The organism is Fusibacter ferrireducens (assembly GCF_015352425.1).
Taxonomy (GTDB): domain Bacteria; phylum Bacillota; class Clostridia; order Peptostreptococcales; family Acidaminobacteraceae; genus Fusibacter_A; species Fusibacter_A ferrireducens.
Genome location: NZ_JADKNH010000014.1, coordinates 61,740 through 84,955 on the forward strand (window position 1 = coordinate 61,740; position 23,216 = coordinate 84,955).

26 protein-coding genes, 2 tRNA genes and 1 pseudogene are annotated in these 23,216 nt (G+C 38.6%); 21 read left to right on the forward strand and 8 right to left on the reverse strand.

All coding sequences use genetic code 11. The features are described 5' to 3' along the window. Nucleotides 1-10 precede the first annotated feature (10 nt). The 10 genes from pxpB to ISU02_RS19360 all read left to right on the forward strand — a co-directional run bounded on the left by pxpB (nucleotide 11) and on the right by ISU02_RS19360 (nucleotide 8,363). Nucleotides 11-766: a 5-oxoprolinase subunit PxpB gene (gene pxpB, locus ISU02_RS19315; RefSeq protein WP_194703489.1), complete on the forward strand. Its 756-nt coding sequence runs from the start codon at nucleotides 11-13 to the stop codon at nucleotides 764-766. Continuing rightward, nucleotides 753-1,799, forward strand: coding sequence for a 5-oxoprolinase subunit C family protein (locus tag ISU02_RS19320; protein ID WP_194703490.1), 1,047 nt, complete (start codon nucleotides 753-755; stop codon nucleotides 1,797-1,799). Before pxpB ends, ISU02_RS19320 begins: the two co-directional genes overlap by 14 nt. Nucleotides 1,800-1,856: 57 nt before the next feature. Further along, on the forward strand, nucleotides 1,857-2,645 hold the full coding sequence (locus tag ISU02_RS19325; RefSeq protein WP_194703491.1) for a putative hydro-lyase: 789 nt from the start codon (nucleotides 1,857-1,859) through the stop codon (nucleotides 2,643-2,645). 262 nt (nucleotides 2,646-2,907) lie between these two features. Next, nucleotides 2,908-3,285: a GntR family transcriptional regulator gene (locus ISU02_RS19330; RefSeq protein ID WP_194703492.1), complete on the forward strand. Its 378-nt coding sequence runs from the start codon at nucleotides 2,908-2,910 to the stop codon at nucleotides 3,283-3,285. Nucleotide 3,286: 1 nt separating this feature from the next. Then, the gene (locus ISU02_RS19335) at nucleotides 3,287-4,153 is read left to right on the forward strand and encodes an ABC transporter ATP-binding protein (protein WP_194703493.1); all 867 of its coding nucleotides are present in this window, start codon (nucleotides 3,287-3,289) and stop codon (nucleotides 4,151-4,153) included. Further along, nucleotides 4,150-4,800: an ABC-2 transporter permease gene (locus ISU02_RS19340; protein ID WP_194703494.1), complete on the forward strand. Its 651-nt coding sequence runs from the start codon at nucleotides 4,150-4,152 to the stop codon at nucleotides 4,798-4,800. The genes ISU02_RS19335 and ISU02_RS19340 overlap by 4 nt, the downstream gene beginning before the upstream one ends. Before the next feature lie 153 nt (nucleotides 4,801-4,953). After that, nucleotides 4,954-5,763, forward strand: coding sequence for a MerR family transcriptional regulator (locus tag ISU02_RS19345; protein ID WP_207736427.1), 810 nt, complete (start codon nucleotides 4,954-4,956; stop codon nucleotides 5,761-5,763). Between the two features lie 126 nt (nucleotides 5,764-5,889). Next, on the forward strand, nucleotides 5,890-6,924 hold the full coding sequence (locus ISU02_RS19350) for an NAD(P)H-dependent amine dehydrogenase family protein (RefSeq protein ID WP_207736429.1): 1,035 nt from the start codon (nucleotides 5,890-5,892) through the stop codon (nucleotides 6,922-6,924). Nucleotides 6,925-7,176: 252 nt separating this feature from the next. Further along, on the forward strand, nucleotides 7,177-7,683 hold the full coding sequence (locus tag ISU02_RS19355; RefSeq protein WP_194703495.1) for a GNAT family N-acetyltransferase: 507 nt from the start codon (nucleotides 7,177-7,179) through the stop codon (nucleotides 7,681-7,683). Between the two features lie 212 nt (nucleotides 7,684-7,895). Then, complete coding sequence (locus ISU02_RS19360) at nucleotides 7,896-8,363, forward strand: hypothetical protein (protein ID WP_194703496.1); 468 nt, start codon at nucleotides 7,896-7,898, stop codon at nucleotides 8,361-8,363. A gap of 142 nt (nucleotides 8,364-8,505) precedes the next feature. On the opposite strand, the gene ISU02_RS19365 is transcribed toward ISU02_RS19360, so the two are convergent. Together ISU02_RS19365 and ISU02_RS19370 are read right to left on the reverse strand one after the other, a co-directional pair. Beyond that, nucleotides 8,506-8,582, reverse strand: a tRNA-Arg gene (locus ISU02_RS19365). A gap of 124 nt (nucleotides 8,583-8,706) precedes the next feature. Next, the gene (locus ISU02_RS19370; RefSeq protein ID WP_228727895.1) at nucleotides 8,707-9,378 is read right to left on the reverse strand and encodes a LysR family transcriptional regulator substrate-binding protein; all 672 of its coding nucleotides are present in this window, start codon (nucleotides 9,376-9,378) and stop codon (nucleotides 8,707-8,709) included. Between the two features lie 75 nt (nucleotides 9,379-9,453). Here ISU02_RS19370 and ISU02_RS19375 point away from each other — a divergent pair, with 75 nt between their 5' ends. Then, nucleotides 9,454-10,749 (forward strand): SLC13 family permease, encoded by a 1,296-nt coding sequence (locus ISU02_RS19375; RefSeq protein WP_194703497.1) that lies wholly within the window; start codon nucleotides 9,454-9,456, stop codon nucleotides 10,747-10,749. A gap of 137 nt (nucleotides 10,750-10,886) precedes the next feature. Here the strand turns inward: ISU02_RS19375 and ISU02_RS19380 are convergent, their stop codons facing one another. Then, complete coding sequence (locus tag ISU02_RS19380; RefSeq protein ID WP_194703498.1) at nucleotides 10,887-11,780, reverse strand: GNAT family N-acetyltransferase; 894 nt, start codon at nucleotides 11,778-11,780, stop codon at nucleotides 10,887-10,889. A 272-nt stretch (nucleotides 11,781-12,052) separates the two neighbouring features. Here ISU02_RS19380 and ISU02_RS19385 point away from each other — a divergent pair. The 3 genes and pseudogenes from ISU02_RS19385 to ISU02_RS19395 form a co-directional block, all read left to right on the forward strand. Continuing rightward, nucleotides 12,053-12,598: pseudogene (locus tag ISU02_RS19385) on the forward strand (MBL fold metallo-hydrolase); the annotation flags it as partial. A gap of 294 nt (nucleotides 12,599-12,892) precedes the next feature. Then, nucleotides 12,893-13,195, forward strand: coding sequence for a DUF2089 family protein (locus ISU02_RS19390; protein ID WP_194703499.1), 303 nt, complete (start codon nucleotides 12,893-12,895; stop codon nucleotides 13,193-13,195). Beyond that, nucleotides 13,192-13,485: a hypothetical protein gene (locus tag ISU02_RS19395; RefSeq protein ID WP_194703500.1), complete on the forward strand. Its 294-nt coding sequence runs from the start codon at nucleotides 13,192-13,194 to the stop codon at nucleotides 13,483-13,485. Before ISU02_RS19390 ends, ISU02_RS19395 begins: the two co-directional genes overlap by 4 nt. Before the next feature lie 346 nt (nucleotides 13,486-13,831). On the opposite strand, the gene ISU02_RS19400 is transcribed toward ISU02_RS19395, so the two are convergent. Beyond that, nucleotides 13,832-13,908, reverse strand: a tRNA-Arg gene (locus ISU02_RS19400). A 221-nt stretch (nucleotides 13,909-14,129) separates the two neighbouring features. Between ISU02_RS19400 and ISU02_RS19405 the strand changes: the two genes are divergently transcribed. The 7 genes from ISU02_RS19405 (at nucleotide 14,130) to ISU02_RS19435 (ending at nucleotide 20,485) form a co-directional block, all read left to right on the forward strand. Further along, nucleotides 14,130-15,083 (forward strand): ABC transporter substrate-binding protein, encoded by a 954-nt coding sequence (locus ISU02_RS19405; RefSeq protein ID WP_194703501.1) that lies wholly within the window; start codon nucleotides 14,130-14,132, stop codon nucleotides 15,081-15,083. Next, nucleotides 15,074-15,862, forward strand: coding sequence for an ABC transporter permease (locus tag ISU02_RS19410; RefSeq protein ID WP_194703502.1), 789 nt, complete (start codon nucleotides 15,074-15,076; stop codon nucleotides 15,860-15,862). Before ISU02_RS19405 ends, ISU02_RS19410 begins: the two co-directional genes overlap by 10 nt. A 99-nt stretch (nucleotides 15,863-15,961) precedes the next feature. Further along, nucleotides 15,962-16,117, forward strand: coding sequence for a hypothetical protein (locus tag ISU02_RS19415; protein ID WP_194703503.1), 156 nt, complete (start codon nucleotides 15,962-15,964; stop codon nucleotides 16,115-16,117). 250 nt (nucleotides 16,118-16,367) lie between these two features. Next, complete coding sequence (locus ISU02_RS19420) at nucleotides 16,368-17,150, forward strand: 4Fe-4S cluster-binding domain-containing protein (protein ID WP_228727891.1); 783 nt, start codon at nucleotides 16,368-16,370, stop codon at nucleotides 17,148-17,150. A 54-nt stretch (nucleotides 17,151-17,204) separates the two neighbouring features. Further along, nucleotides 17,205-19,595 (forward strand): trans-4-hydroxy-L-proline dehydratase, encoded by a 2,391-nt coding sequence (gene hypD / locus ISU02_RS19425; RefSeq protein WP_323985062.1) that lies wholly within the window; start codon nucleotides 17,205-17,207, stop codon nucleotides 19,593-19,595. A gap of 32 nt (nucleotides 19,596-19,627) precedes the next feature. Next, nucleotides 19,628-19,942 carry a pyrimidine/purine nucleoside phosphorylase gene (gene ppnP, locus ISU02_RS19430; protein WP_194703506.1) on the forward strand — a complete coding sequence of 105 codons (315 nt, stop codon included), beginning with the start codon at nucleotides 19,628-19,630 and terminating at the stop codon, nucleotides 19,940-19,942. A gap of 123 nt (nucleotides 19,943-20,065) precedes the next feature. After that, the gene (locus tag ISU02_RS19435; protein ID WP_194703507.1) at nucleotides 20,066-20,485 is read left to right on the forward strand and encodes a DUF6326 family protein; all 420 of its coding nucleotides are present in this window, start codon (nucleotides 20,066-20,068) and stop codon (nucleotides 20,483-20,485) included. 150 nt (nucleotides 20,486-20,635) lie between these two features. Here ISU02_RS19435 and ISU02_RS19440 read toward each other — a convergent pair whose 3' ends face one another. From ISU02_RS19440 to ISU02_RS19455, 4 genes are all read right to left on the reverse strand, one after another. Then, nucleotides 20,636-21,859, reverse strand: a complete 1,224-nt coding sequence (locus ISU02_RS19440) for an FAD-dependent oxidoreductase (RefSeq protein ID WP_194703508.1) — start codon at nucleotides 21,857-21,859, stop codon at nucleotides 20,636-20,638. Between the two features lie 55 nt (nucleotides 21,860-21,914). Next, the gene (locus ISU02_RS19445) at nucleotides 21,915-22,475 is read right to left on the reverse strand and encodes a YeeE/YedE thiosulfate transporter family protein (RefSeq protein WP_228727892.1); all 561 of its coding nucleotides are present in this window, start codon (nucleotides 22,473-22,475) and stop codon (nucleotides 21,915-21,917) included. A gap of 22 nt (nucleotides 22,476-22,497) precedes the next feature. Then, nucleotides 22,498-22,725: a sulfurtransferase TusA family protein gene (locus ISU02_RS19450; protein ID WP_194703509.1), complete on the reverse strand. Its 228-nt coding sequence runs from the start codon at nucleotides 22,723-22,725 to the stop codon at nucleotides 22,498-22,500. Nucleotides 22,726-22,867: 142 nt separating this feature from the next. Then, nucleotides 22,868-23,095 carry a sulfurtransferase TusA family protein gene (locus tag ISU02_RS19455; RefSeq protein ID WP_194703510.1) on the reverse strand — a complete coding sequence of 76 codons (228 nt, stop codon included), beginning with the start codon at nucleotides 23,093-23,095 and terminating at the stop codon, nucleotides 22,868-22,870. Nucleotides 23,096-23,216 lie beyond the last annotated feature (121 nt).

A 23,216-nucleotide genomic window follows, 5' to 3' on the forward strand; every position in this document is an offset into this window, starting at 1 on the left:
GGATATGCTTATGAAACCAGTCTATAAAATTAAACCTTGTGGAGATTGCGCCTTGAGCGTTATCTTCGAAAATGAAATATCAGAAGAAGTTAATAATCACGTGGCAAGTTTAAAGAAATCTGTTGAAAGTAAAAAACTCAAAGGCTTCCAAAGTTGTATTCCCACATATTGCGCATTGCTTATTAGATATAGCCCCTTAGAGAGCACTTATGGAGAGTGGAGTAGACATATAGAGCACCTTTTAGAGGAACGTTGTGAAGTAAGTGATGATAAAGCGATGGTCTATGTGATCCCGGTTTATTACGGTGGTGAATTTGGTCCGGACTTAGATCATGTGGCATCACAAAATCAATTGGAAGCATCGAAGGTCATAGAAATTCATACTTCAAATATTTATCGCATCTATATGCTTGGGTTCACACCAGGATTTCCCTATTTAGGGGGAATGGACGAACGCATTGCAACGCCAAGATTGACACAACCTAGAACGAAGATAGAGGCAGGGTCTGTGGGGATTGCGGGTAAGCAAACGGGTATATATCCCATAGATAGTCCTGGGGGCTGGCAAATCATTGGGAGGACACCTGTGAGATTATTCGATATTGAATCCGATCCACCTATGCTTTTGGAAGCTGGAAACTATATTCAATTTAAAGAGATTGATTTGAAGACATTTAAAAGTATTGAAAAATTAGTATCCACGCATCAATTTAGTTGTGAAACATATGAAATATCGCGCGGAGGTGTTAAAAATGAGTTCAATTAAAGTCATTGCACCGGGATTGTTTAGCACGATACAGGATTTAGGACGATTAAATTATCAGCAGTATGGCATGCCCGTCTCTGGAAGTATGGATCATTTTGCACATAAAATAGCCAATTTGCTTGTGGGAAATGCCGAAGATGAAGCTTTGATAGAGATGACAATCCTTGGAGGTCAATTTGAATTTAAAGCAGATGTGCTGGTTGCCATTACTGGAGCCAATATGTCTCCTATGATCAATGGACAGTTGGAGGTGGGCATGTGGCGCAGTGTGCGCATTAAAAAAGGGGATCGATTGACCTTTGGACCTGCTCATAATGGTTGTAGAACTTATTTAGCAATCGCTGGGGGATATGAGATCGAGAATACTTTAGAAAGTAAATCCACATATACGCGTGGAAGTCTAGGAGGGTATAAGGGCCGTACTTTCAAAAAAGAAGATGAAATAAAACTCAAAACACACAAACTGAAATTAGAGAACTTGGAAGGGCGATTTGTCAGGGCAGAGCACATTCCCACTTATACATCTGAATTAGAGCTCAATGTAGTTCTTGGGCCTCAAGAAGAAGCATTTACAGCTAAGGGCATTGCTGATTTTTTTAGTGAAACTTTTAAGATTACAAATGAGTTCGATCGTATGGGTTATAGACTTGAAGGCAAGAAAATAGAGCATGTAAATTCGGCGGATATCATTTCGGATGGCATCGTCAGTGGCGCTGTCCAAATTCCTGCTCATGGAAATCCCATTATCATGCTTTCAGACTGTCAGACTACAGGTGGCTATACTAAAATCGCACATGTAATCACAGTTGATTTATCAAAACTGGCTCAAGCTAAAGCAGGTGATGTCATAAAATTCAAAGCATTGGATATAGAAGAAGCGCACCAGTTGCATAGGGAGAGCGCTGAAAAGTATGAGATCATAAAAGCAGAACTAGACCAATTTCAATTGGCACCAGAGCGTAATATGAAACTTAAGCTGATGCATAAGGTTTTTAATGTCAAAGTCAATGAAATTAAGACGAAACCTTTATAAATTAAGATGACATTTTTATAAACTAGGAAAAAACTCTTATAAAAAAGGAGGTAAGAGATGAGGGATTTATCTTCATGTACCCCTATTGAAGTGAGGCAGATGATCAGAAACAATGAGGTGAAATCGCCCACTGCTGGAATGTGTCACGGCTATGCGCAAGGGAATTTGGTGATCTTGCCTAAGGCCTTGGCGTATGATTTTTTACTGTTCACACAGCGCAATCCAAAGCCATGTCCAGTGCTTGAAGTGAGCGATGTGGGAATCAAAACGTTGAAAATTGCAAAGGATTCAGATATTGCCACGGACATACCGAAGTATAGGGTGTATAAAAAGGGCATTCTTGAAGGCGAGTATGACCATTTGAACTCAATGTGGAGAACGGATTTTGTCTCCTTTATACTGGGGTGTAGCTTTACTTTCGAATCCGCTCTGATGGACGAGGGCATTGGCGTAAGGCATATAGAGCAGAACTGTAATGTGCCCATGTATGTGACAGATATCATGTGTGAACCAGCAGGGATTTTTTCAGGGCCCACAGTGGTGAGTATGAGGCCGATGACACCGGATAAAGTGATTCAAGCCATAAGGATAACTTCAAGGTATCCCGGGGTGCACGGTGCGCCCATTCATATTGGAGACCCGGGACACATCGGTATAAGGGATATCCACAATCCGGATTTTGGCGATCCGGTAGAGATCAAAGCGAATGAAATTCCCGTATTTTGGGCCTGTGGTGTGACGCCACAGGCAGTTGCCATGAAAGTGAAACCTGAGATCATGATTACGCATGCACCAGGGCATATGTTTATAACCGATATTAAGAACAATCAATTGGCTATTGTATAGAAGCAGTGGTAAACATAAATAAATATTTTTAACAAAGATACATTAAAATATAAAGATGTCTTAAATCTATGAAAATGCCTCAAATGATTTCGTTTTTAAAACGATTTTTATGGAGGCATCTTTTTTTATGAATAGGACACTCTTTTAGAGTTTCTAAATGGTTTGTAGAAACAATTAAATAAAGAGCCTGTTGACAAGTAGATAAAGTAGTGCTAAAGTGTACTTATCAAACAAGTACACTCAAGTTCAATCGGGGGCTTTTATGGAAATTATAATCAGTAGTAATACCAGCAAACCTATTTATGAGCAAATTACGTCTCAGTTCAAGGCAAAGATCATGTGTGGGGAACTGCAAACAGGTGATCCGATCCCCTCAATGCGTTCTTTGGCGAAATCTCTGCATGTAAGTGTGATAACGGTTCAAAAGGCCTATGAAGACTTACAAAGAGACGGTTTTATAGAGACAACTGTCGGACGCGGCAGTTTTGTAGCAGCTCAAAATAAGGATTTTATTAGAGAAGAACAAAATCGCAAAGTGGAAGCGCACTTGCAAGAAGCCGTGGAGATCGGAAGAGCAAGTGGCATTCCAGTTGAAAAATTAGTTGAATTGGTGAAGCTGTTTTACCTTGAGGAGGAATAGCATGAATGAGTATGTTTTAGAGGTAAATGATGTTGTAAAAAGGTATCTGGATTTTACTTTGGACAAGGTATCTTTTAAGGTGCCCAAAGGTTCCATTGTGGGCTTGATTGGTGAAAATGGCGCTGGGAAGAGCACCACCATTAATATTGCGTTGGATTTAGTCAGAAAGGAACAGGGGACTGTTACTGTTTTGGGACAAGAAATCCCGAACGAAGCACATCATTGGAAAGAGGATGTAGGTGTTGTATTTGATGGGATTAATTTTCATGAAGCATTGACACCACTTGAAATAGGCAAGATTTTGTCTTCGGGTTATAAACAGTGGGATGATAAGGTGTATCAAAACTATTTGGCAAAATTTCAACTAGCGCAGAATAAGAGAATCAAAGATTTTTCCAAGGGCATGAAAACGAAACTCTGTATTGCCGCGGCATTATCCCATGACCCTAAATTATTGATTCTAGATGAAGCCACCAGCGGTCTCGATCCAGTTATGCGTGATGACATGTTGGACGTCTTTTTAGATTTCGTTCAAGATGAGAATCATTCTATTTTGATGTCTTCACATATCACTACCGACCTTGAAAAAGTGGCGGATTATATTGTCTTAATACATCAAGGTAAAATTATCTTAAGCCAATCCAAAGACGAACTCATTTATAATTACGGCATTATAAGATGTGGTGCGGCTCTTTTTGAAGCACTTGATAAAAGCGAAATATTGGCTTATCGAAAATGTGACTTTCAGTGGGAAGTGTTGGTAGCAGATAAAGCTAAATTTAAAAAGCAATATAGGGATGCTGTTATTGATAATGCATCTATAGATGATATTCTCTTGCTTTACGTAAAGGGGGAACAGGCAAAATGAAAAGTTTAATTTTAAAGGATTTGTATAATATCGGACATCATTCAAGGTCAATGCTGTTGATGCTCTTGATTTTTGGCGTTATATTCTTGCCTACAAACGGGTTGATAAGCTATGTGATCATGTGCTGTGTCATGTGCAGTATGATGATTGTAACCACTTTTGCTTTTGATGAAAATGCCAAGTGGACGAAATATGCTGTAATCATGCCCGTTTCTAAAAATCAAATTGTGCTCAGCAAGTTTATTGTACTCCTAATTTTCACTGTGATTGGCACTTTGGTGGGGAGTATCGTCGGTGGAATTGGAGGTGCTTTAATTCAAGTATTTGATTATGCACGTTTAGAGGATTGGATAAATCTGATTACCACATCAGGCATTGGGTTGGTGATTGCCTTTTTCTTTGGGAGTATCGTCATTCCATTACTCTATAAATATGGCGCTGAAAAAGCACGTGTCTTATCTTTGGTGGCTTTCGTCTTGCCGGTAGTGGCGTGTGTTGGGCTCTATAAAGTGCTGTTGACCTTGGGTTTTGTCTTTAGTGATAGGTTGGTTTTTACTGGAATGATGCTGTCACCGGTCTTAGTATTGATCTGGTCAATTTTTATGTATAAAATCAGTTGTAAGATATTTGGACAGCAAGAATTTTGATTTGAACGATTTGAAAAAAGCTTTCGCATGAAATGTGTTTTTAAGGATTACTTAAGGGTGTATGCTCTTTAAACCTTATTGTTACAATAAGGTTTAAAAGGTATAATGGCGATGAAGGGGTGATCTAAAATAGAAAAGCTAACGATTGGACAAATGGCAAGATTAAATCAGGTTTCCGAACAAACGCTACGCTATTATGACAAGATCAAACTGCTGATGCCGGATACTGTGGATGAAACCAATGGATATCGTTATTACAGTATCGGTCAAAGTGCATATTTGGATATGATTCAATATATGAAGTCTCTTGGCATGAGGTTGAGCGATATCAAAAAACAATTAGAGTTAAAAGACCCGTCAATGATCAAGTCTGTTCTCAGAAAGAAAAGCGATCAGATCAATACTGAGATTAGAGCGTTGAAGCAACAGCAAAGGGCAATTGAACGTACTTTGCAGTGCTATCAACACTATGAAACATCGCCGCCTGATGGCACCATTATTCTAGAGTATATTCCAGAGAGAATAATTTATTGCATTGATGCAAATATCAATTTTTATGATTACGGTATCGATGTTTATGAAAAGATGCTTAGAAAGCTTAAAGAAAGTTTGATATCGGATAATTTGCCTCAAATTTATTTTTGTAATGCAGGGACTATTTTGCGCCAAAAAAAATTGCAACAACATGAATTCTATTCAAGTGAAGTCTTCGTCGTCGTGGATCGTGAGTTTGTTGCAGATCAGTTGACGTCTTCGATCCCCGAAAATGCGTATCTATGTATTTATTGCGATGAGTTTGAGAAAGAAAAGGCCTATATCACTCGCCTTTTAAATAAAGTGGAAGAGGAAGGTTACAGAATTGTTGGAGATTATATCTGTGAAGTTATCGCTGAGTTTCCACTTCTTGAAAGCAAAAAACGCGGTATGTTTTTTAAACTACAGATTCCAATAAAGTTTAATTGAGGTATGAAAAAACAAGTTGACATTATACTGACTATAACCTCTATCATTGATTATAGAGTTGGTGGGCATATGGATTTGCCACTGAAACGCGATACCACTATAATATGATGAAAGGGGTTTTGAATCATGTATCATGAAAAAATTCGAGTTATTCAGTATGGATGTGGGAAAATGTCGAGGTATATGCTTCGATATCTGTATGAAAATGGTGCAGAAATCGTGGGCGCTGTTGATGTAAATCCTGCTGTCGTCGGCAAGGATGTTGGCGATTGGGCGGAACTTGGTGTTCAACTTGGTGTGAAAATTAGAAGCGATGCGGATGCTGTTTTGGATGAATGCGATGCAGATATTGCTGTTGTAACGCTGTTCAGCTTTATGGAGGATATCATGCCTCATGTTGAAAAGTTGGTAAGTCGTGGCATCAATGTGATCACCACTTGTGAAGAAGCGATCTATTCTTGGACGACTGCGCCAGCAATTACAAATAAGCTGGATAAAATGGCCAAGATGCATAATTGTACAATTGTTGGTTCTGGTATGCAAGATATCTATTGGATCAATATGCTTGGATGTGTCGCTGGCGGCGTACATCGTATAGAGAAAATTGAAGGGGCTGTAAGCTACGATGTGGAAGACTATGGATTGGCGCTTGCTGAAGCTCATGGCGTGGGATTGACGCCGGAGGCATTCGAGAAACAAATTGCACATCCTGAAACACTTGAACCTTCTTATGTCTGGAATTCTAATGAAGGCATATGTTCTAAAATGGGTTGGACGATCAAATCTCAAACTCAGAAATGCGTACCTTATTTCTATGACACAGATTTGTTTTCAAAGACACTTAATAAGACGATTCCAAAAGGCAACTGCATTGGTATGAGCGCAGTTGTGACCACAGAGACTTTCCAAGGACCGATTATTGAAACGCAGTGTATTGGGAAGGTGTACGGACCGGATGATGGGGATATGTGTGACTGGAAGATCATAGGTGAGCCAGATACCACTTTTTGTGTGAAAAAGCCTGCCACTGTTGAACACACTTGTGCGACAATTGTCAATCGCATTCCCAATGTCATCAATGCACCTGCTGGCTATATAACTGTGGATAAGCTTGATGAGGTGGCGTATCTATCCTATCCTATGCAAATGTATGTAAAATAGAAGCTTAATTAAGGGCTGATTTCTTTTAAAAAAACCACCATGCAAGAATTCGTCCTGCATGGTGGTTTAAAATGCTATGAAGGGTTTGATATTTCAAATTTCAATTTACGTTGATAAATTTCATTCTAATGCTCATCTGTTTTTATAGAAAATCTCATTATGGTGTGATGGTTTGATGTAAAACAGTTCACTTTGATAAGTGTTTGGCGTATAATTAAGTTTAATATTAGATTAAAATGAGGGTTAGACGACATGGTTAAGAGTGTGGATAAAAAAAAGCTATCTTTACGTCCGGTAAATAAACAGGATTTTTCCACTATTGAAGTATGGCTCAACAAAGACTATATAAAAAAGTGGTATGGTGAACCAAGCGAATGGATGTTGGAAATTAGAAATGACAGCGGCAACTTTGATTGGCTCAATCATTACATAGTTCTGTATCAGGATATGCCCATAGGATTTTGCCAGTATTATGACTGTTCGAAAACATCGGCAGGATTTGAATGGGATTCTGAACCACAGGGCACTTTTTGCATTGATTATCTGATTGGACAAGATGCTTTTTTGAAGAAAGGGCTGGGCAGTGTTATCGTCCAACAATTATGTCGTCTGGTTTGCACATTGGAAGACCCAGTACAAATTATAGCTGATCCGGTTCCTGAAAATATAGACTCCATAAAACTTCTGGAGAAAAATGGATTTACATTAGACCCCATAACGGGTTTATATAAGATAAAAACGGAAAAGTTGAAGCGGTGAGTAGGATGTATGATATCCAATCATTTGCTTTCATCCAAAATCATTTTGAGGCATCGAGAGATGGCTCAAATGTTGTTATGAAAAAACGAGGGTCTTGAATTTTTCATTCAAATCCTCGTCAAGCCTCATAAACACTGTATATTTGAATCCGGTATCCAAATGAGATTAAATAGGGTGCTTAATAATCTATACTTGAGAAGGAGAAAGCGAGAATGGTTCATTTAGTTTATTGTGATAACACAGGTAAAAAGGGCGAGCGTGTTTTGAATAAAATCTTATCGGGTACAAAAACAATAGTGGTCAGAGGTGCGGCAGGACGAAAAATACCGCATAGTCGTGTTTTTGATGGGGAAATGCTTTATTTCATGGAAAAAGGGACGGCACTTATCTCAGCGAAGGCCCTTGTAAAATCTGTACAAAATTACATTAAGTTGACGGATGATGAAATTATAAAAATCTTTGATGATTATCAAGATAAGCTGGCATTAACCGACAAACAGCGCCTGCGCTGGCATAAAAAGTGCCTGTGTTTGGTAGAATTTGAGCAGGTGGAAATAATTGAACCTGCACTTGCATTTGATCATCAGGGCAATATGGATGATTGGCTAATCATTGAAAAAATTGAAGATGTGGTTGTTGGAACCAGCATTCCATATAATTATAAAAAATCAAAGTTTTGAAAAATGTGGACATTGGATTGCACATCAGAGACCCTGCCTAGGGTCTTTTTTAATACACAAAGTTGAGGACACTTTTTTGTTAGAATATAAAAAAATAAGCTGAGATAGATACACCTTTGTATCTATTTCAGCCTAATAACTTTGGTGCACCCTGCGGGATTCGAACCCACAACCAACGGATTCGAAGTCCGCTACTCTATCCAATTGAGCTAAGGATGCGTGCATTATACCGCTATTTATTATACTATAAATTTGTTTTTTAATAAAGAGGTTACATAAAAAAAGAGCATAAGTCTACAGAGTATATTCTCGGAGGTGGCAGATACAATCGGATTTTGTAATTCTATTTTTGTTCGAAATACGCTTTTATCAGTTCTGCCAGGAGCAGAGTGGAACGGCACTTATAATCATCATTATCCGTTGGATACTTTAAGAGTAGTGGCACGAAACGTTTGCTGGAGCCTATGGAATAACTTTTCAGGTTGCTGTTGGCTCTAGAGCAGGAACGATAATTAAATGCGACACCAAGGCCTTCTTCGGCAAGTGCAACAGCCATTTCTGCCGAGCAGTTCTGATTAATCGCCATAACTGGAGGGGAAATATCTCTAAAGTAAGATCGCGCCAATTTGCCTAGAATTGTTCTAGGTGGACTTAAAATAAATGGAATCTTAGCCTTGTGGAGCGACTCGAGCTCAATCCATTGATTGCCATTATCGAAGTTGTGAATCTCACAATTGAGATCGAAATCCTTATGGGCAACTAAAATCACTTCGTCTTCCAAAATGCTTTTAGGCGTCATCTCTTTGCGGTGATCTGGTTTTGCAATTAAGGCCATATCCAGTTTGCCCTTTGATATGAGCTCTTCCAATATAACAGAGTCGTGTTCGTGGATGACGATGTCAACATTTGGATAGCGATTGTTAAATAAGTACCGATGGGGGACAAATTGAGAATCCCGCTTGGGAAGTTGAAATGGCTCAATATATAGGTTATCTAATCGAGCACGGTATCCCAGAAGAGCATATCGTCTATATGACTCGAACGTTGCAACGTCACTTATTGAATCTAAAGTAATTGGGGGTAAATAATTATGTTGAGTATAAGTATTATAGTTGCAATTATTGCAGCTATTGCAATTGGTTATAAAACGAAAATCAATACGGGTATCATTGCGATTGTATTCGCCTATGTCATTGGAAGTTTTGTAATGGGGATGAGTGCAAAACAAGTTATATTAGCATGGCCAATCAAAACAATGTTCATCATATTTTCAGTATCATTATTCTACAATTTTGCACTTGTAAATGGTACTTTGGATAAACTAGCCAGACATCTGCTCTATGCTTGTCGGAAACATCCTGCGTTATTGCCATTTGCGCTTTATCTTGCTGCAACTGTAATTGCGGGTCTTGGTGCAGGGTTTTTTACAGTCATCGCATTTATGGCGCCGATCACTTTAATGATCTGCGAAGAGTCTAAAATGGATAAACTCATTGGTGCAGTAGCAGTTAACTTTGGTGCTCTTTCAGGTGGAAATTTCATGACAAGCGGTCTTGGTGTCGTATTCATCAGTTTGATGGATGAAGCCGGCTATTCAGAACAGAGTTTTATGTTCACCGCAGTTATCTTTGCAGCAAGCATTGTTTTTGCGCTTATTGTAATTTCAATATTTAAATATGTTCCAGTGAAAAACAGAAAAATTGGCGAGGGTATTGTTTATGAAAAACCAGAGCCACTAAATCGTGTACAAAGAGTCAATTTCAATTTGATGCTTGCGATGATTGTGATTGTTTTATTCTTCCCAATTGCTCATATCATCTTACCGGATAGTTCTTGGATCACTTATGTCAACAAACGTATGGATGTAGGTCTTGTGGCAATCGTATTCTCTTTTATTGCATTGTTACTGGATCTTGCACCTCAAAATGAAGTTATTTCTAAAATACCTTGGAAGACCATCATCATGATCAGTGGTGTGGGTATGTTGATTGCCGTGGCAATTGAAGCCGGGACAATTAATGCATTGAGTGCATGGGCGGGTTCGAATCTTCCAATTTGGTCCATTCCTATTGTATTTACACTAATCGGCGCATTCATGAGCTTTTTCTCAAGCACTACGGGTGTTGTTTGTCCGGCATTATTCCCTCTTGTGCCTGAGTTGTCAGCAACCACGGGCATCAGTCCGCTTTTGATTTTCGCTTGTATCGTATTGGGCGCTCAAGCAACTGCAATTTCTCCATTCTCTTCTGGAGGATCACTCATATTGGGTTCTGTTCCAACAGATGAAGAACGTGACCATATGTTTTCAAGATTGTTGTTTATTGCCGTACCAGTTTGTATTGGCTTAATTGTCATCTTCAACATCGTCCTTTCATTTATCCTGTAAGGATGTAAGACGCTCTAGAAAATGATATATAGTTTAATTCCAACTTCATTTTGATTTTGGGCGTATCTATAAAAAAGACATAACTCCCCTTGGCGGAAAGTATGTCTTTTTTAGAAAAATGATGCAAAAAAGATGTTCTATTTACTTTTATATAACCACCATGTTTCGTTTTGAATGGGATAAAACCCAATACTGTAATAGAACTGCTGTGATGAAAGTACATAAGCCTGTTTTGCTCCAAGCTTGTCACATCTATTGACACCTTCAAGAACAGCGGCTTTTCCTAATCCCATTTTTCGATATTCTGGCAAAGTGAAAACGGGTTCGACATAAGCATATCCACTATTGGGGATACACCACATTCCACAATGAGCAGCATAATCACCGTTTGGCGCTACGACTAAAATTCGCAAATTCAAGTTTAAATACGGTGCATCAAAGCCTTTTCGTTTTCTCATGGATTCCATTTCTATTTCATTGCGCTGGCGTTGGTTATTGAATCCTCTCCATATGGCATTATAATATCGTTCAACATCAAAACCCTCATCGTCAAAACTCATAATACTATAGCCACTTGGGAGGGGATAGTCATGCGGATTAATATCAATCATCGCCACTGAAGACTTTTGAGTAGTGGGTATAAAGCCTCTTTGAATGGCGGCTTGCTGATATTCTAAATCACCATCCGGCAATGTGATTCTTATTTCTCCATGTAAACTCAAATTTTGCATAGCGTATTCAATCAGTTGTGATTTCAGATAATTATATCTTTCATCTAAGCATAAATACGCTTCACCGAGATCATTTTCATAAGTTACCAGTCCTACAATAATCCCGTTATCTTCAACAACACCAATATTCGATAAATGTTCCATGCTCATATATGGCCCAAACTGCCATACCCACCGAGCCCACAAGTAATTAGGTGTAATGACCTTATCATGATTTATGCGAATTAGAAACTCACATATTCTGTTAAAATCATCTGAGTATCCTGCTTCTTTAGTATAACTTCTAATTTGAACACACATATTGCTTCTCCCATCACAAATTTTCATTAAGAACCACAATGCATTTGATCATTCTATATAATTATACAATACTTTTAATCATAAAAAAACAGACTTGCCCACCCACAACCAACGAATTCGAAGTCCGCTACTCTATCCGATTGAGCTAAGGATGCGTGTGCTTACTTCATCCGCATTAATATTTTCAAAAATCAAACTGCCGTTTGTACTGGTAGCCTTTATATTTGATGTTTTTATATTTGAAACTTCCACGATACCACTTGTCGTATCAACTCGGCGGTCACGAATACTACCCAGACTTCTACGCACATGAGACAGAATTAAACTGGTTGAATGGAGAATTCCCGCTGACGATGGATACTATCCGGGGTATGGTCATAGATCGCTGCGATTTGCCGAAAGAATATGATGTCAACACTTATAAGTTCTTTCAGGGAATGCCTACAAAGTTATTGAAAGACGGTGACACCATAGATTTAGGTGGACGTGTGATTACGGCACTGCATACACCAGGACATTCTCCAGGGCATCTATGTTTTTGGGAGTCGCAACGTGGTCATTTATTTACCGGAGATCTCGTCTATAAAGACACCCTATTTGCGTACTATCCATCCACTGATCCGCAGGCATATCTCTCATCGCTTGAAAAGATTGCTGCGCTACCGGTGGAAAAAGTATTTCCTGCTCATCACAGCTTGGATATCCAGCCAGAGATATTGATCCGTATGCGAGATGCGCTCAGGCAACTGAAAGTCGATGGCAGCCTACATCATGGTAGCGGGATCTTTGATTACGGCGATTGGGCTATTTGGCTGTGATGATAGTAAGGTTCAATTTTTAGAAAATATAGGGATTGGTAAACAAAAAGAGAAACCGAGAAAATTCTCGGCTTCTCTTTTTGTTTTTTTGTTCTCACTCATTTCGTCATAGCCTATTTTAAACCTTCGATCTTTTTAAGAGAAGTAATTTTCTTTTAAGCGATGATAGCTTTTAAACTAAGCTTTGTATGATTGACAAAAATGAAACAAAATTAATTTGCGCATTCATATTGACTTGAATAATATTTACTATATAATTAATATTGTTTAAATCGATGTGAAAGGAGATATGAATTGGACATTGATAAAATTCCACAGTGGATACTTGCATTAGAGCAAGAAGATGCTAATTTTCTTAAAAATTTTGTTTTAAAATCAGGTTCACTAAAAGAGATAGCAAAATTTTATGAAGTTTCTTACCCAACCGTACGATTACGTTTGGATAAACTTATTCAAAAAATTGAAATGAACGATCAGCAGAAAGAAGAACCTTTTCAAGCATTTATTAGAGGTTTAGCAGTTGATTCGCGAATTGATTTAGAAACAGCAAAGCTTATAATCGAAAAATACAAAAATGAGAGGGGAAATAGAACATGAGAAATTTTCTTATTGCTGGCGTTATTACTGTTATCTTGTGGATTGCAGAGGATTTGCTTTGCACAAAGCTTAAAAATCCGCTTTGGGGCGGAATTATACCCCTGCTCACATTAACTTTTACGATCTATATTTTAGCAACTGGTATGATTTCTTTTAATCTTACATCCTTTATTGTGTTTTTAATCCTTAATCTCTTTATAATAGAGGGGTGGAGTACTGGAAGAGAAAAATACAAAAAGAGACAAAAATCAGAATTAGACAAGATGAAAGCACATGATATTGATAATTGAAAGATAGCTTAAGATTTGCCAATTACTCTTTTTTGTAGGAGGCAGCAGACCTGTTCGTTTTTCATGGCACATCTTTTCTTGCTCTTTGATTGTGGGTGTAAAAAAACGGCTGTGTTTTTCAGTTACAAAGAACACAGTCGCTTCAAAATTGTCAATAGAATATTGGCTTTATAAAATTGTTTACAGGGTTAATTCTGGTCCAAAACAAGAAATACCCTACTCTCTTTAAAAAAAAAGCAGGATACATCTATGAAAAACAAGGGGCTTAAATTATTTCGATCAAAACCCTCTCGAGGCACTATAAATACTAGACTTTCAGCCTTGCATCTATTTTGACTTCACATTATGGTGCACCCTGCGGGATTCGAACCCACAACCAACGGATTCGAAGTCCGCTACTCTATCCAATTGAGCTAAGGATGCATGTGTTGTATATGTGTGTTATACCGCTATTCATTATATTATAAAATTGTTTTTTAATAAAGGGAAACCTTAAAAAAAGATAATGAATATAATTAAAGATTTGACAGCCCTATCTCATTGCTATTGGATATTTGAATGGTATATTATAAAATAAGGGAGAAATTAGAAAGTGGCATATGTTATAATGATTGATAAATAAATAACAATGCTAGAGGTGAGTGATGAACTTTAAATATAGTATAAGACGCAAAGCTATTTGGATTGTTGGATTGTTGATGATATTACTTATAATAGGGGTAGGGTGCTCAAGGTCCGATCAGAAGCAACAAGTGATTCTGGCAGATCAATTTGGCCTTGCTTATGCGCCACTTGAAATCATGAGGCACGAGGGGTATTTAGAGCGTGAAATAGCAGATGCAAATTTAGATTTGGAAGTGGTTTGGAAAAAACTCCCGAATACAGCTGCCATGAGGGAAGCGATGCTTGCCAATGAACTGGATTTCGGATTTGTGGGCATTCCGCCATTTCTAATTGGAAAAGATAAAGGGATGGACTGGCGGATTGTTATGGGATTATCACAGAGTCCGCTTGGTCTTGTTGCGCCGCAAGGGATGACCAGTTTATCTGAAATGAGACCAGATCAAAGAATACTGCTGCCACAGCCAGGAAGTATACAACATATTTTACTCAGCATGTATGCGGAAAAAACAATTGGAGATGCAAAGGCCTTTGACAGTCAATTGGTTTCCATGTCTCATCCTGATGGTCAAACAGCTATGATGAACGACAATTCAGAAAACCTTCACTTCACATCGCCGCCGTATCTAAACAATGAGCTTAAGCAGAGCGACCTAGAACTTCTAGTGGATGGTGAAACCTGCTTTGGTGGACCCTTTACATTCATAGTGGGTATATGTCCAGAGCGCGTTTATGAGAATACTGCTCTGTACACGGCTTTTTCAAATGCACTTTCAAAGTCCATTGACTTTATGAATGCATCACCAGAGCTTGCATATCAAATACTTTTAGAAAACTATACAGAAGCCGATTTAGAAGCTTTGCCAGAAATGATCTACACCAGTGATATTAAAGGGCTAGATCAATTTGTAACCTTTATGCATCAACAAGAGCTGATTGAATCTGATTTGGATGAAGAGGCGTTAATATGGCATTGAACACAGGGACTAAAAAAGGCGGACAAATTAAAATTAAAATCTTACTGCTTTTGTTGATTTGCTTAATTTGGGAAATGGTTGCTCGGAGTCATCTTTATCCAGAGGCACTATTTCCCACGATAGAGGCCATTTTTATTAACTTGATCCATAATGACTCTGTTTTTACAGCCATTTTTTTTTCACTGTTTCAAGCAGTCATGGCATTGTGTGCGAGTACAGTGTGTGTACTTGGCATGCTGGTGCTGTCCAAGCGATTCACAATATGTCATGAACTATTCGATTTGTTGTACACTTTGCTCAGTCCTATTCCAAGCGTTGCCATTTTACCACTTGTGATATTATGGTTTGGATTATCGCCCAATGCGATTTTCTTCTTAATGCTTCATGCGACGATTTGGCCGCTTTGGATACAGTTGGAACTCTGCCAAAAGAGATTGACCAGTCAATTTTATGAACTTGAAAATGCGTATCCGATCCCGCTGTCTAAAAGACTCTACAAAATTTACTTTTTAGGGTCCGTTCCCGATCTCATTGTGGGGTTGCAAAACGGCTTCAACAGAGGCTGGCGTGCAATTATAAGCATTGAAATGATCTTTGGTTTAGTGGGCACGCATATGGGGATTGGATGGTTCATCTATGAAAAACGCATGCTCATGGATACGGTCAGTGTCTATGGTGGTATTTTGGGCATTATGCTCTGCGGCATATTGATAGATCAGTTGCTTTTTAATACACTTAAAAAACATTTATCTGTACGATGGGGAATTGATAAATTGTGATTGTAATTTTCATGAAAATTGCTATAATGAGTGAGTAATAAAGTGTGAGAGAGTTGCGCAAAGCACTCTTGTAATGATCAATGGACTGGAGGAATTGTTATGTCTGAGAAAAACATGGAAAAAATGAAAGCATTTTTGGAAAAGAAAAAAGCAGATAACCAACAGAAACAGCAATTTCAAGTCAATAAAAAAATAGGAAGTGCTGCCACCAGCAAAAAGAACCAAAAGACGAGGGGTTCTAATAATAAAGTATAGAGTTTAAAATTAAATATTAAAGGCATAGGAGCTGATTTATTAACTTTTTTAGAGATTAGGTTGCGATAAAAACGCTTGTGACCTCCTGATTAAAGTCATTAAGTCAGCTTTTGTTTTAATCCTATAGATATAGACGCGTGTATATCTACATACAGCTATAGTTACATATAGCTATGAATTTTTTGCAAAGCAACCCTCAAATGAGATGAGATGATCCGCAATGAGAGGTGCTTAGCTTGAAGGAGGGGGAATGAGCATGGAGATCCCTTATATATTTAATATTCAAAAGTTTTCAGTACATGATGGGCCTGGCATTCGAACGACGCTTTTTTTTAAGGGGTGCCCTCTTCGTTGTAATTGGTGTCATAACCCTGAAAGTCAAAGTTATGCACAGGAATTTATATTGACAAAATCGGGTAAATCCGAAGCTGTGGGCAAGCAGTATACGATTGCTCAATTGGTGAAAGAGCTTGAAAAAGATCAAATTTTTTATGAGCAATCAGGTGGTGGCGTCACGCTCTCAGGTGGAGAAGTTATGACTCAAAACATGGATTATATTGAGGCGCTTGCAAAAAAGTTAAATCAAGTGGGTATATCCGTATGGATTGACACTTGTGGCGAAGCATCCTATGATGCCTTTAAAAGGATACAACCTTATGTAGAGGGGTTTTTATATGATCTCAAATTGATGGACTCTAAGGCACATGAACACTACATAGGAAAAGACAATCATCGAATTTTAGAAAACTTAAAGCAATTAAGTCGTGATAATGCCCATATTAGACTGCGTTTAATACAGATTGATGGTCTGAATAGTAGCGAAACAAGCATGCTTGAAATATACAAGTGGCTTCAGTTGAATCAAGTGCGCATAGAAGCTATAAATTTATTGCCTTATCATGAATTTGGCCGTGATAAATATGCGAGACTAAATCGACAAAATGATCTATTCTGCAAACCTACGGCAGAAGCCCTTGAAAGTGCGCAGGCCTTTTGGCGCTTAAAGGGATATCCAGTTGCCATAGGCGGTTAGAAGATTAGAGATGCAGTTATTAGGATAAACGCGGCAAGAGGAGGTGTGAGTACAGTGACAGAATCAAAACTTAGAGGATCGACAACCCGTATAAAAAGACTCAGAAATATCAGTGAAAAAGAATGTCAGCCTACAATTTCGATAGAACGTGCACTTTTATTGACAGAAGCTTATAAAAAATGGGAGGGCACTTGTTCTACCCCTGTATTAAGGGGACGTGCTTTCAAGTATATCATGGAAAACAGGACACTTTATATAGAACGTGGGGCGCTCATCGTTGGCGAGAAGGGCCATAAACCTTGGGCAGCACCTACTTTCCCAGAACTTTGCTGTCATACCCTTGAAGATTTTGACAACATGAATCATCGGGAAAAAGTGTTTTTTAAGGTTTCTGATGAAGATAGACGATTACAAGAAGAAGTGATTATTCCCTATTGGCAAGATCGCGCTATGATGAAACGCATGAATGCACTTCTCCCAGAGGCTTGGCATGATTTATTTAATGCAGGCATGTTTACAGAGTTTTTAATGCAACGTGGGCCTGGACATACTGTGGCAGATGGGAAGATCTATAAAACGGGTTATTTGGATTTTATAGAGCGTATTGATCGAGAAATTGAAAATCTCGATTTTAATATGGATGTGAATGCCCTTAATAAACTAGAAGCATTAAAGGGGATGCGCTTGACTTGTGAAGGCATGATTATCCTTGGAAAACGTTATGCTATGCGTGCTAGAGCACTGGCTGAAAGTGAATCCGATCCACAGTGGCGTGCAGAGCTTTTGGAGCTTGCTGAGGTCTGCGAGGTCGTTCCAGCTCATAAACCCGAAACTTTTCGTCAAGCAATTCAGATGTACTGGTTTACTCATATTGGAGTCACTGTTGAAATGAATAATTGGGATGCTTATTCCCCTGGAAAATTGGATCAGCATTTGGAGCCCTTTTATAATCGTGAGATTGAAGCGGGTACTTTGACGCGCGATCAAGCTAGAGAATACCTTGAAAATCTTTGGATTCAGTTTAACAATCAGCCTGCACCGCCAAAGGTTGGCATCACTCTTAAAGAATCGGCAACTTACACGGACTTTTGTAATATCAACACAGGCGCACTGAGACCAGACGGCACAAATGGCGTCAGTGAAGTCAGCTATCTCATCTTGGAAGTCATGGATGAAATGAAATTGTTACAGCCAAGTTCCAATGTACAGATTTCGAGAAAATCACCTGAAAAATTTTTAAAAGAGGCTATGAAAATTTCTCGAAAGGGTTGGGGACAACCTGCCTTTTATAATTCAGAGGCCATCATACAGGAATTACTGAATATGGGTAAGACCATAGATGATGCCAGAGCAAGTGGTATTGCATCGGGCTGTGTGGAAACAGGCACAGCAGGGAAGGAGGCCTATGTTTTAACAGGTTACCTCAATGTGCCCAAAGTTTTGGAATTGGTTTTAAATCGTGGCTTTGATCCATATACTCAAAAGAACATTGCGCCTGATTTGGGCGATCCGTGCACTTTCTCTTCTTATGAGTCGTTTTATCAAGCCGTTTATGATATGCTAAAGTATGTTGTAAAAGTAAAGATTGCAGGCAATAATCTAATTGAGCGCATGTATATGCAGTTTATGCCAGTGCCCTTACTTTCCGTGATTACAGATGATTGTATCCGCAAAGGTGTCGATTATAATTCAGGGGGTGCTAGATATAATACCAGTTACATTCAATGTGTTGGTATTGCAACGATTACAGATAGCCTTGCCACTATAAAAAAACATGTATATGAAGAGAAGACTTTTGTAATGGAGATGCTTATCAAGAGTTGCAAAGCCAATTTTAAAGGCTATGATGCAGTTTATGATCTAATAGACAATCAAACGCCTAAATATGGGAATGATGATGACTATGCAGATGATATTTTGCGTGAGGTTGTTCAGTCATTGCAGGAGGTTATCTCAGGTCGAATCACACCTAAGGGTGCGAAGACTGTTGTAGAGTTTTTGCCGACGACATGTCATGTCTATTTTGGTCAGGTTATGGAAGCCAGTCCAAATGGGCGGCATTCAGGTGCGTCGTTGCCAGATGGGATTTCTCCAGAAAAGGGTGCGGATAGAAATGGCCCTACTGCGGTGATCAAATCTGCATCTAAAATCGATCAACTGAAAACAGGTGGTGCACTGTTAAACCAAAAGTTTAGTCCTTCTGTGGTTGCAGGAGATCAGGGGATCGCCAACATGTCGGCATTGGTACGCGCCTATTTTGCACTGGATGGTCACCATATACAGTTTAACGTCATTGAACGCGCCACTTTATTGGATGCTCAAAAAAACCCGGATGCCTATAAGGATCTGATTGTGAGGGTTGCTGGTTACAGTGACTACTTTAATAATCTTGATAAAGCACTTCAAGATGAAATCATTGAAAGAACAGAACAAAACTTTGGTTAGTAAAAATATAAGATATAAGAAGGAGGACTTATATGAAAAGAGCCTTTGAAAATGTAAAAATTGAGTTAAAAGCAAATACCTACTTTGATGGAAAAGTAAATAGCCGTACAGTGTATTTAGAAAATGGTGAGCGTGTGACATTAGGTTTTATGCAGGCGGGTGAATACGTATTTGGAACTGCTGACAAAGAGATCATGGAAATATTAGGGGGCAGTATGGAAGTGTTGCTTCCCAATGAATCACAATGGCAAATATTTCAGGAAAATGACAGATTTGAAGTGAGTGCAAACTCAGAGTTTCAAATTAAAGTAACAGATATGGTGGATTACTGTTGTTATTATGTATAATAGATAGACGACTTGCAGCGGCATATGCAGTCTCTGGAAAACACCAGTAATTGAAATCATAAGCAATCATTTACCGTGGTAAAGGATGATGAAGACGACTTTAAGCACAAAAGGAGGCCAGTTATGCAACAAGAAAAAACGGGAAAAGAGAAATATATTTTGAAAAACCGAAAGATGATCCTTTCAACGTTATGGATCTTTGTACTCACCAACATGCTTTATGCAGATGTCCTTTCTTTAATGGATCCAACATCTCCAATCCGCATGGTGATGACAGGAACTCCTATGCCCTCAGGTGGATTGATTGCAGGTGCAGTACTGATGGAAACGGCAATTATAATGATTCTTTTGCCGCATTTTTTGTCATACAAGCTCAATAAATGGATCACGACTTTCGTCTGTGCTCTAAACATACTGGCGGTTGTTGTGGGTGGTCATGGTACATATTATATACTCTTTGCATCTATTGAAGTGATGTGCATGTTGTTTATACTTTGGTTATCTTGGCAGAATCCTGACGGTAAAGGCGCTAAAGGCAACTAAAAGCAACAAAAAGAATCACTGGAATAAAGATCAATCAATGAAGTGATTCATGCGCAAGAACATGAGCAACAAGAAATTCATCGAAATGTGAAGATCATTAAAGAAGCCCCTGAATGCTCACAGATTCAGGGGCTTCTTTTAGAATATAGGTTACAAAGCGTTGATAATTTGCTCTTTATCAAGGTTATAGAGCTTATCAACAATTTTACCTTCTTTTGTGATGACAATTGCAGGCACTTTTTCAACGCCTAATTTAAGTGCCAGGCCATTTGATTTATAAGTGTCAATGCGATTGACGATTAATTGACCTTTGTTGTCATTTTCTATGGCTTCAATATGCGTTAAGAATTCTCTTGAAGGCATATCTACTGCATTATATACATAGATCAGACCTTGTTTTTCTTTTTGCATGATACACGTATCGAAGATTTCTTTTTCTGCAATGTAACGTTCTGCCGCAGTACCTGCAATGGCACCATCACCAACTGCAGTTGCCACTTGTTTAAGCCATTTGTCAGTGACATCGCCAATGGCAAAAACACCTTCGATATTGGTTTCTTTTTTCTCGTTAACAGGGATGTATTTTTGAGGTGTCATATTGATCACACCTTCAAAGAGCTCTGAGTTAGGCAGATAACCAATGAATTCAAAACAATTGTCACAGTCAACTGGAATTTCTTCGCCAGTCTTAACATTCTTCAGAACAACTGTTGAAAGATGGCCTTCCCCTTCAAAGCGTTTAACCACGGAGTTCCACACGAACTCCATTTTAGGATTTGCAAGTGCCGCTTGACGTGCAATTTCATTACAATCCATGATGCCCTCGTCGTGCATAACAGATACAGTGACTTTGCTTGCGAACTTAGTGAGGAACATGCCTTCTTCAATAGCGGCATCACCGGAACCGATAACGACCACATGTTTGTCCGTATTGGCAGCTGCATCGCAAGTTGCGCAGAAGGAAATGCCTTTATCAAAGAGATAATTTTCTTCGTTTTCAGCACCTGTAGTACGCGGACGGCCACCTGTTGCAATGATCACGGTCTTAGCGATATACTTGTTTCTAAAAGTTTCGACAATTTTTTCTTCGCCTTCGAGTTCAACCTTTGAAACCGCAGTGAGCTTGAAGTTTACGCCGAGTTTTTTAGCTTGTTCTTTCATCAGATTGGTAATATCTTCACCTTTGGGATCATTTGGGAACCCAGGATAATTTGAAATTTCATTGGTGTAAGTAGCGAGTCCACCGATGAGCGCTTTCTCAATAAGAAGCGTATTAAGACGTGCTCTTCCTGCGTAGATGGACGCACTTAAACCAGCTGGCCCACCACCGATGACAATTACATCATAGTGTTCAACTTTCTTTTCTCTAGCCATTATATAAATCCTTTCTTAATCAAGAGTAGGTAAATTAGATCGTCAATGCGTTTTCTCACATAAAGAATTTAACCAAGAGCTTACTGCCGACAATTGCACCAAAGAACATGCCAATGGCAAAAACCCAACCAGAAAGTGATAGGGAAGCGATACCACTATACAGAGCACCGATATTACAGCCAAATGCAAGTCTTGCACCGTAACCCATGAGCAGCCCGCCAAGAGCAGCAGCAACAACTTGTTTTTTAGATTTAATTTTTTTAATTTTAAAGCCTGAAGCCAGCAGTGTTGCAGTGAGTGCGCCTACGATGATTCCAAGATTTCTCCATGTGCCTGCATGGTTTATAAAACCATTATTGAGAACATTTTGAGCCCCAGAACTCGCAAAATAATACCATTTGTCGACTGAACCGCCAAAAGCTTCAAAGATCCAAGCACCCCAGTAGGCAAGCACACCGGAAACGCCCCAAGGATCTTTTGTAACTGCGAGTGTAATCGTCTGAAAAAGTGTTAGCAGAACAGCAGCAGTTACATAGGTAATTGGATTTTTTAGCCATTTGATATAATATTCATTGGTCTTTAATTGATCAAAGAATTTTTTTTCTTTCTTCTCCAATTTTGACACCTCCAAGTTGGTGTTATTTATTTTTTTCAATGATGACTTCCCACTCGCCATCATCCACTTCTTCAACTTCAACATTGTAACCATCTTTTCTAGCCCATTCAGGTAAATTTTTCATGGCACAACTGTGATCAATTTGAACAATAAGGACGTCACCTATTGCCAATTCTTTAAGTTTATTTTGAGCTTTCACCAAAGGTACTGGACAAGCTTCTCCTAGACAATCTAATACGTATTCGTTCATGAGAACCTCCTTATTTATAAAAATAGTAAATAGTTTATGAATTTACAGTATATAACGCGTTAAAGAACAACTTAAATATAACTTAAGATAGAGTTCATTCATGTGAAGTTGGTCTTTGCAAAAGTTTATTTATTTTTTCAGCTTATTTATTTTTTTCGATGATAACTTCCCATTCGCCATCTTCCACTTCTTCAACTTCAACATTGTGACCTTCTTTTCTAGCCCACTCTGGAACATTTTTCATGGCACAGCTGTGATCGATTTGAACGATGAGCACATCTCCAATTGCCATTTCTTTAAGTTTATTTTGAGCCTTTACTAAAGGCACTGGACAAGCTTCACCAAAACAATCTAATACAACTTCTTTCATTTGAATCCTCCTCAAAATTTAATCATAAAAACTGAAAGCGCTATGCTTTTGTAAGTTTAATAGTGTTAGTAAGTTTAAATACGGTATGCAATATGGATGCATTCGCCTATTCATCTATTGC

Excerpts from the sequence above, each read along its gene's own strand:
- ISU02_RS19345 (WP_207736427.1), top strand. The coding sequence starts at position 4,954 with ATGGCAAGATTAAATCAGGTTTCCGAACAAACGCTACGCTATTATGAC.
- ISU02_RS19395 (WP_194703500.1), top strand. The coding sequence starts at position 13,192 with ATGAGAAATTTTCTTATTGCTGGCGTTATTACTGTTATCTTGTGGATT.
- pxpB (WP_194703489.1), top strand. The coding sequence starts at position 11 with ATGAAACCAGTCTATAAAATTAAACCTTGTGGAGATTGCGCCTTGAGC.
- ISU02_RS19450 (WP_194703509.1), bottom strand. The coding sequence starts at position 22,725 with ATGAACGAATACGTATTAGATTGTCTAGGAGAAGCTTGTCCAGTACCT.
- ISU02_RS19415 (WP_194703503.1), top strand. The coding sequence starts at position 15,962 with ATGTCTGAGAAAAACATGGAAAAAATGAAAGCATTTTTGGAAAAGAAA.
- ISU02_RS19355 (WP_194703495.1), top strand. The coding sequence starts at position 7,177 with ATGGTTAAGAGTGTGGATAAAAAAAAGCTATCTTTACGTCCGGTAAAT.
- ISU02_RS19325 (WP_194703491.1), top strand. The coding sequence starts at position 1,857 with ATGAGGGATTTATCTTCATGTACCCCTATTGAAGTGAGGCAGATGATC.
- ISU02_RS19380 (WP_194703498.1), bottom strand. The coding sequence starts at position 11,780 with ATGTGTGTTCAAATTAGAAGTTATACTAAAGAAGCAGGATACTCAGAT.
- ppnP (WP_194703506.1), top strand. The coding sequence starts at position 19,628 with ATGAAAAGAGCCTTTGAAAATGTAAAAATTGAGTTAAAAGCAAATACC.
- ISU02_RS19375 (WP_194703497.1), top strand. The coding sequence starts at position 9,454 with ATGTTGAGTATAAGTATTATAGTTGCAATTATTGCAGCTATTGCAATT.
- ISU02_RS19420 (WP_228727891.1), top strand. The coding sequence starts at position 16,368 with ATGAGCATGGAGATCCCTTATATATTTAATATTCAAAAGTTTTCAGTA.
- ISU02_RS19330 (WP_194703492.1), top strand. The coding sequence starts at position 2,908 with ATGGAAATTATAATCAGTAGTAATACCAGCAAACCTATTTATGAGCAA.
- ISU02_RS19410 (WP_194703502.1), top strand. The coding sequence starts at position 15,074 with ATGGCATTGAACACAGGGACTAAAAAAGGCGGACAAATTAAAATTAAA.
- ISU02_RS19435 (WP_194703507.1), top strand. The coding sequence starts at position 20,066 with ATGCAACAAGAAAAAACGGGAAAAGAGAAATATATTTTGAAAAACCGA.
- ISU02_RS19455 (WP_194703510.1), bottom strand. The coding sequence starts at position 23,095 with ATGAAAGAAGTTGTATTAGATTGTTTTGGTGAAGCTTGTCCAGTGCCT.
- ISU02_RS19320 (WP_194703490.1), top strand. The coding sequence starts at position 753 with ATGAGTTCAATTAAAGTCATTGCACCGGGATTGTTTAGCACGATACAG.
- ISU02_RS19335 (WP_194703493.1), top strand. The coding sequence starts at position 3,287 with ATGAATGAGTATGTTTTAGAGGTAAATGATGTTGTAAAAAGGTATCTG.
- ISU02_RS19350 (WP_207736429.1), top strand. The coding sequence starts at position 5,890 with ATGTATCATGAAAAAATTCGAGTTATTCAGTATGGATGTGGGAAAATG.
- ISU02_RS19440 (WP_194703508.1), bottom strand. The coding sequence starts at position 21,859 with ATGGCTAGAGAAAAGAAAGTTGAACACTATGATGTAATTGTCATCGGT.
- ISU02_RS19405 (WP_194703501.1), top strand. The coding sequence starts at position 14,130 with ATGAACTTTAAATATAGTATAAGACGCAAAGCTATTTGGATTGTTGGA.
- ISU02_RS19340 (WP_194703494.1), top strand. The coding sequence starts at position 4,150 with ATGAAAAGTTTAATTTTAAAGGATTTGTATAATATCGGACATCATTCA.
- ISU02_RS19360 (WP_194703496.1), top strand. The coding sequence starts at position 7,896 with ATGGTTCATTTAGTTTATTGTGATAACACAGGTAAAAAGGGCGAGCGT.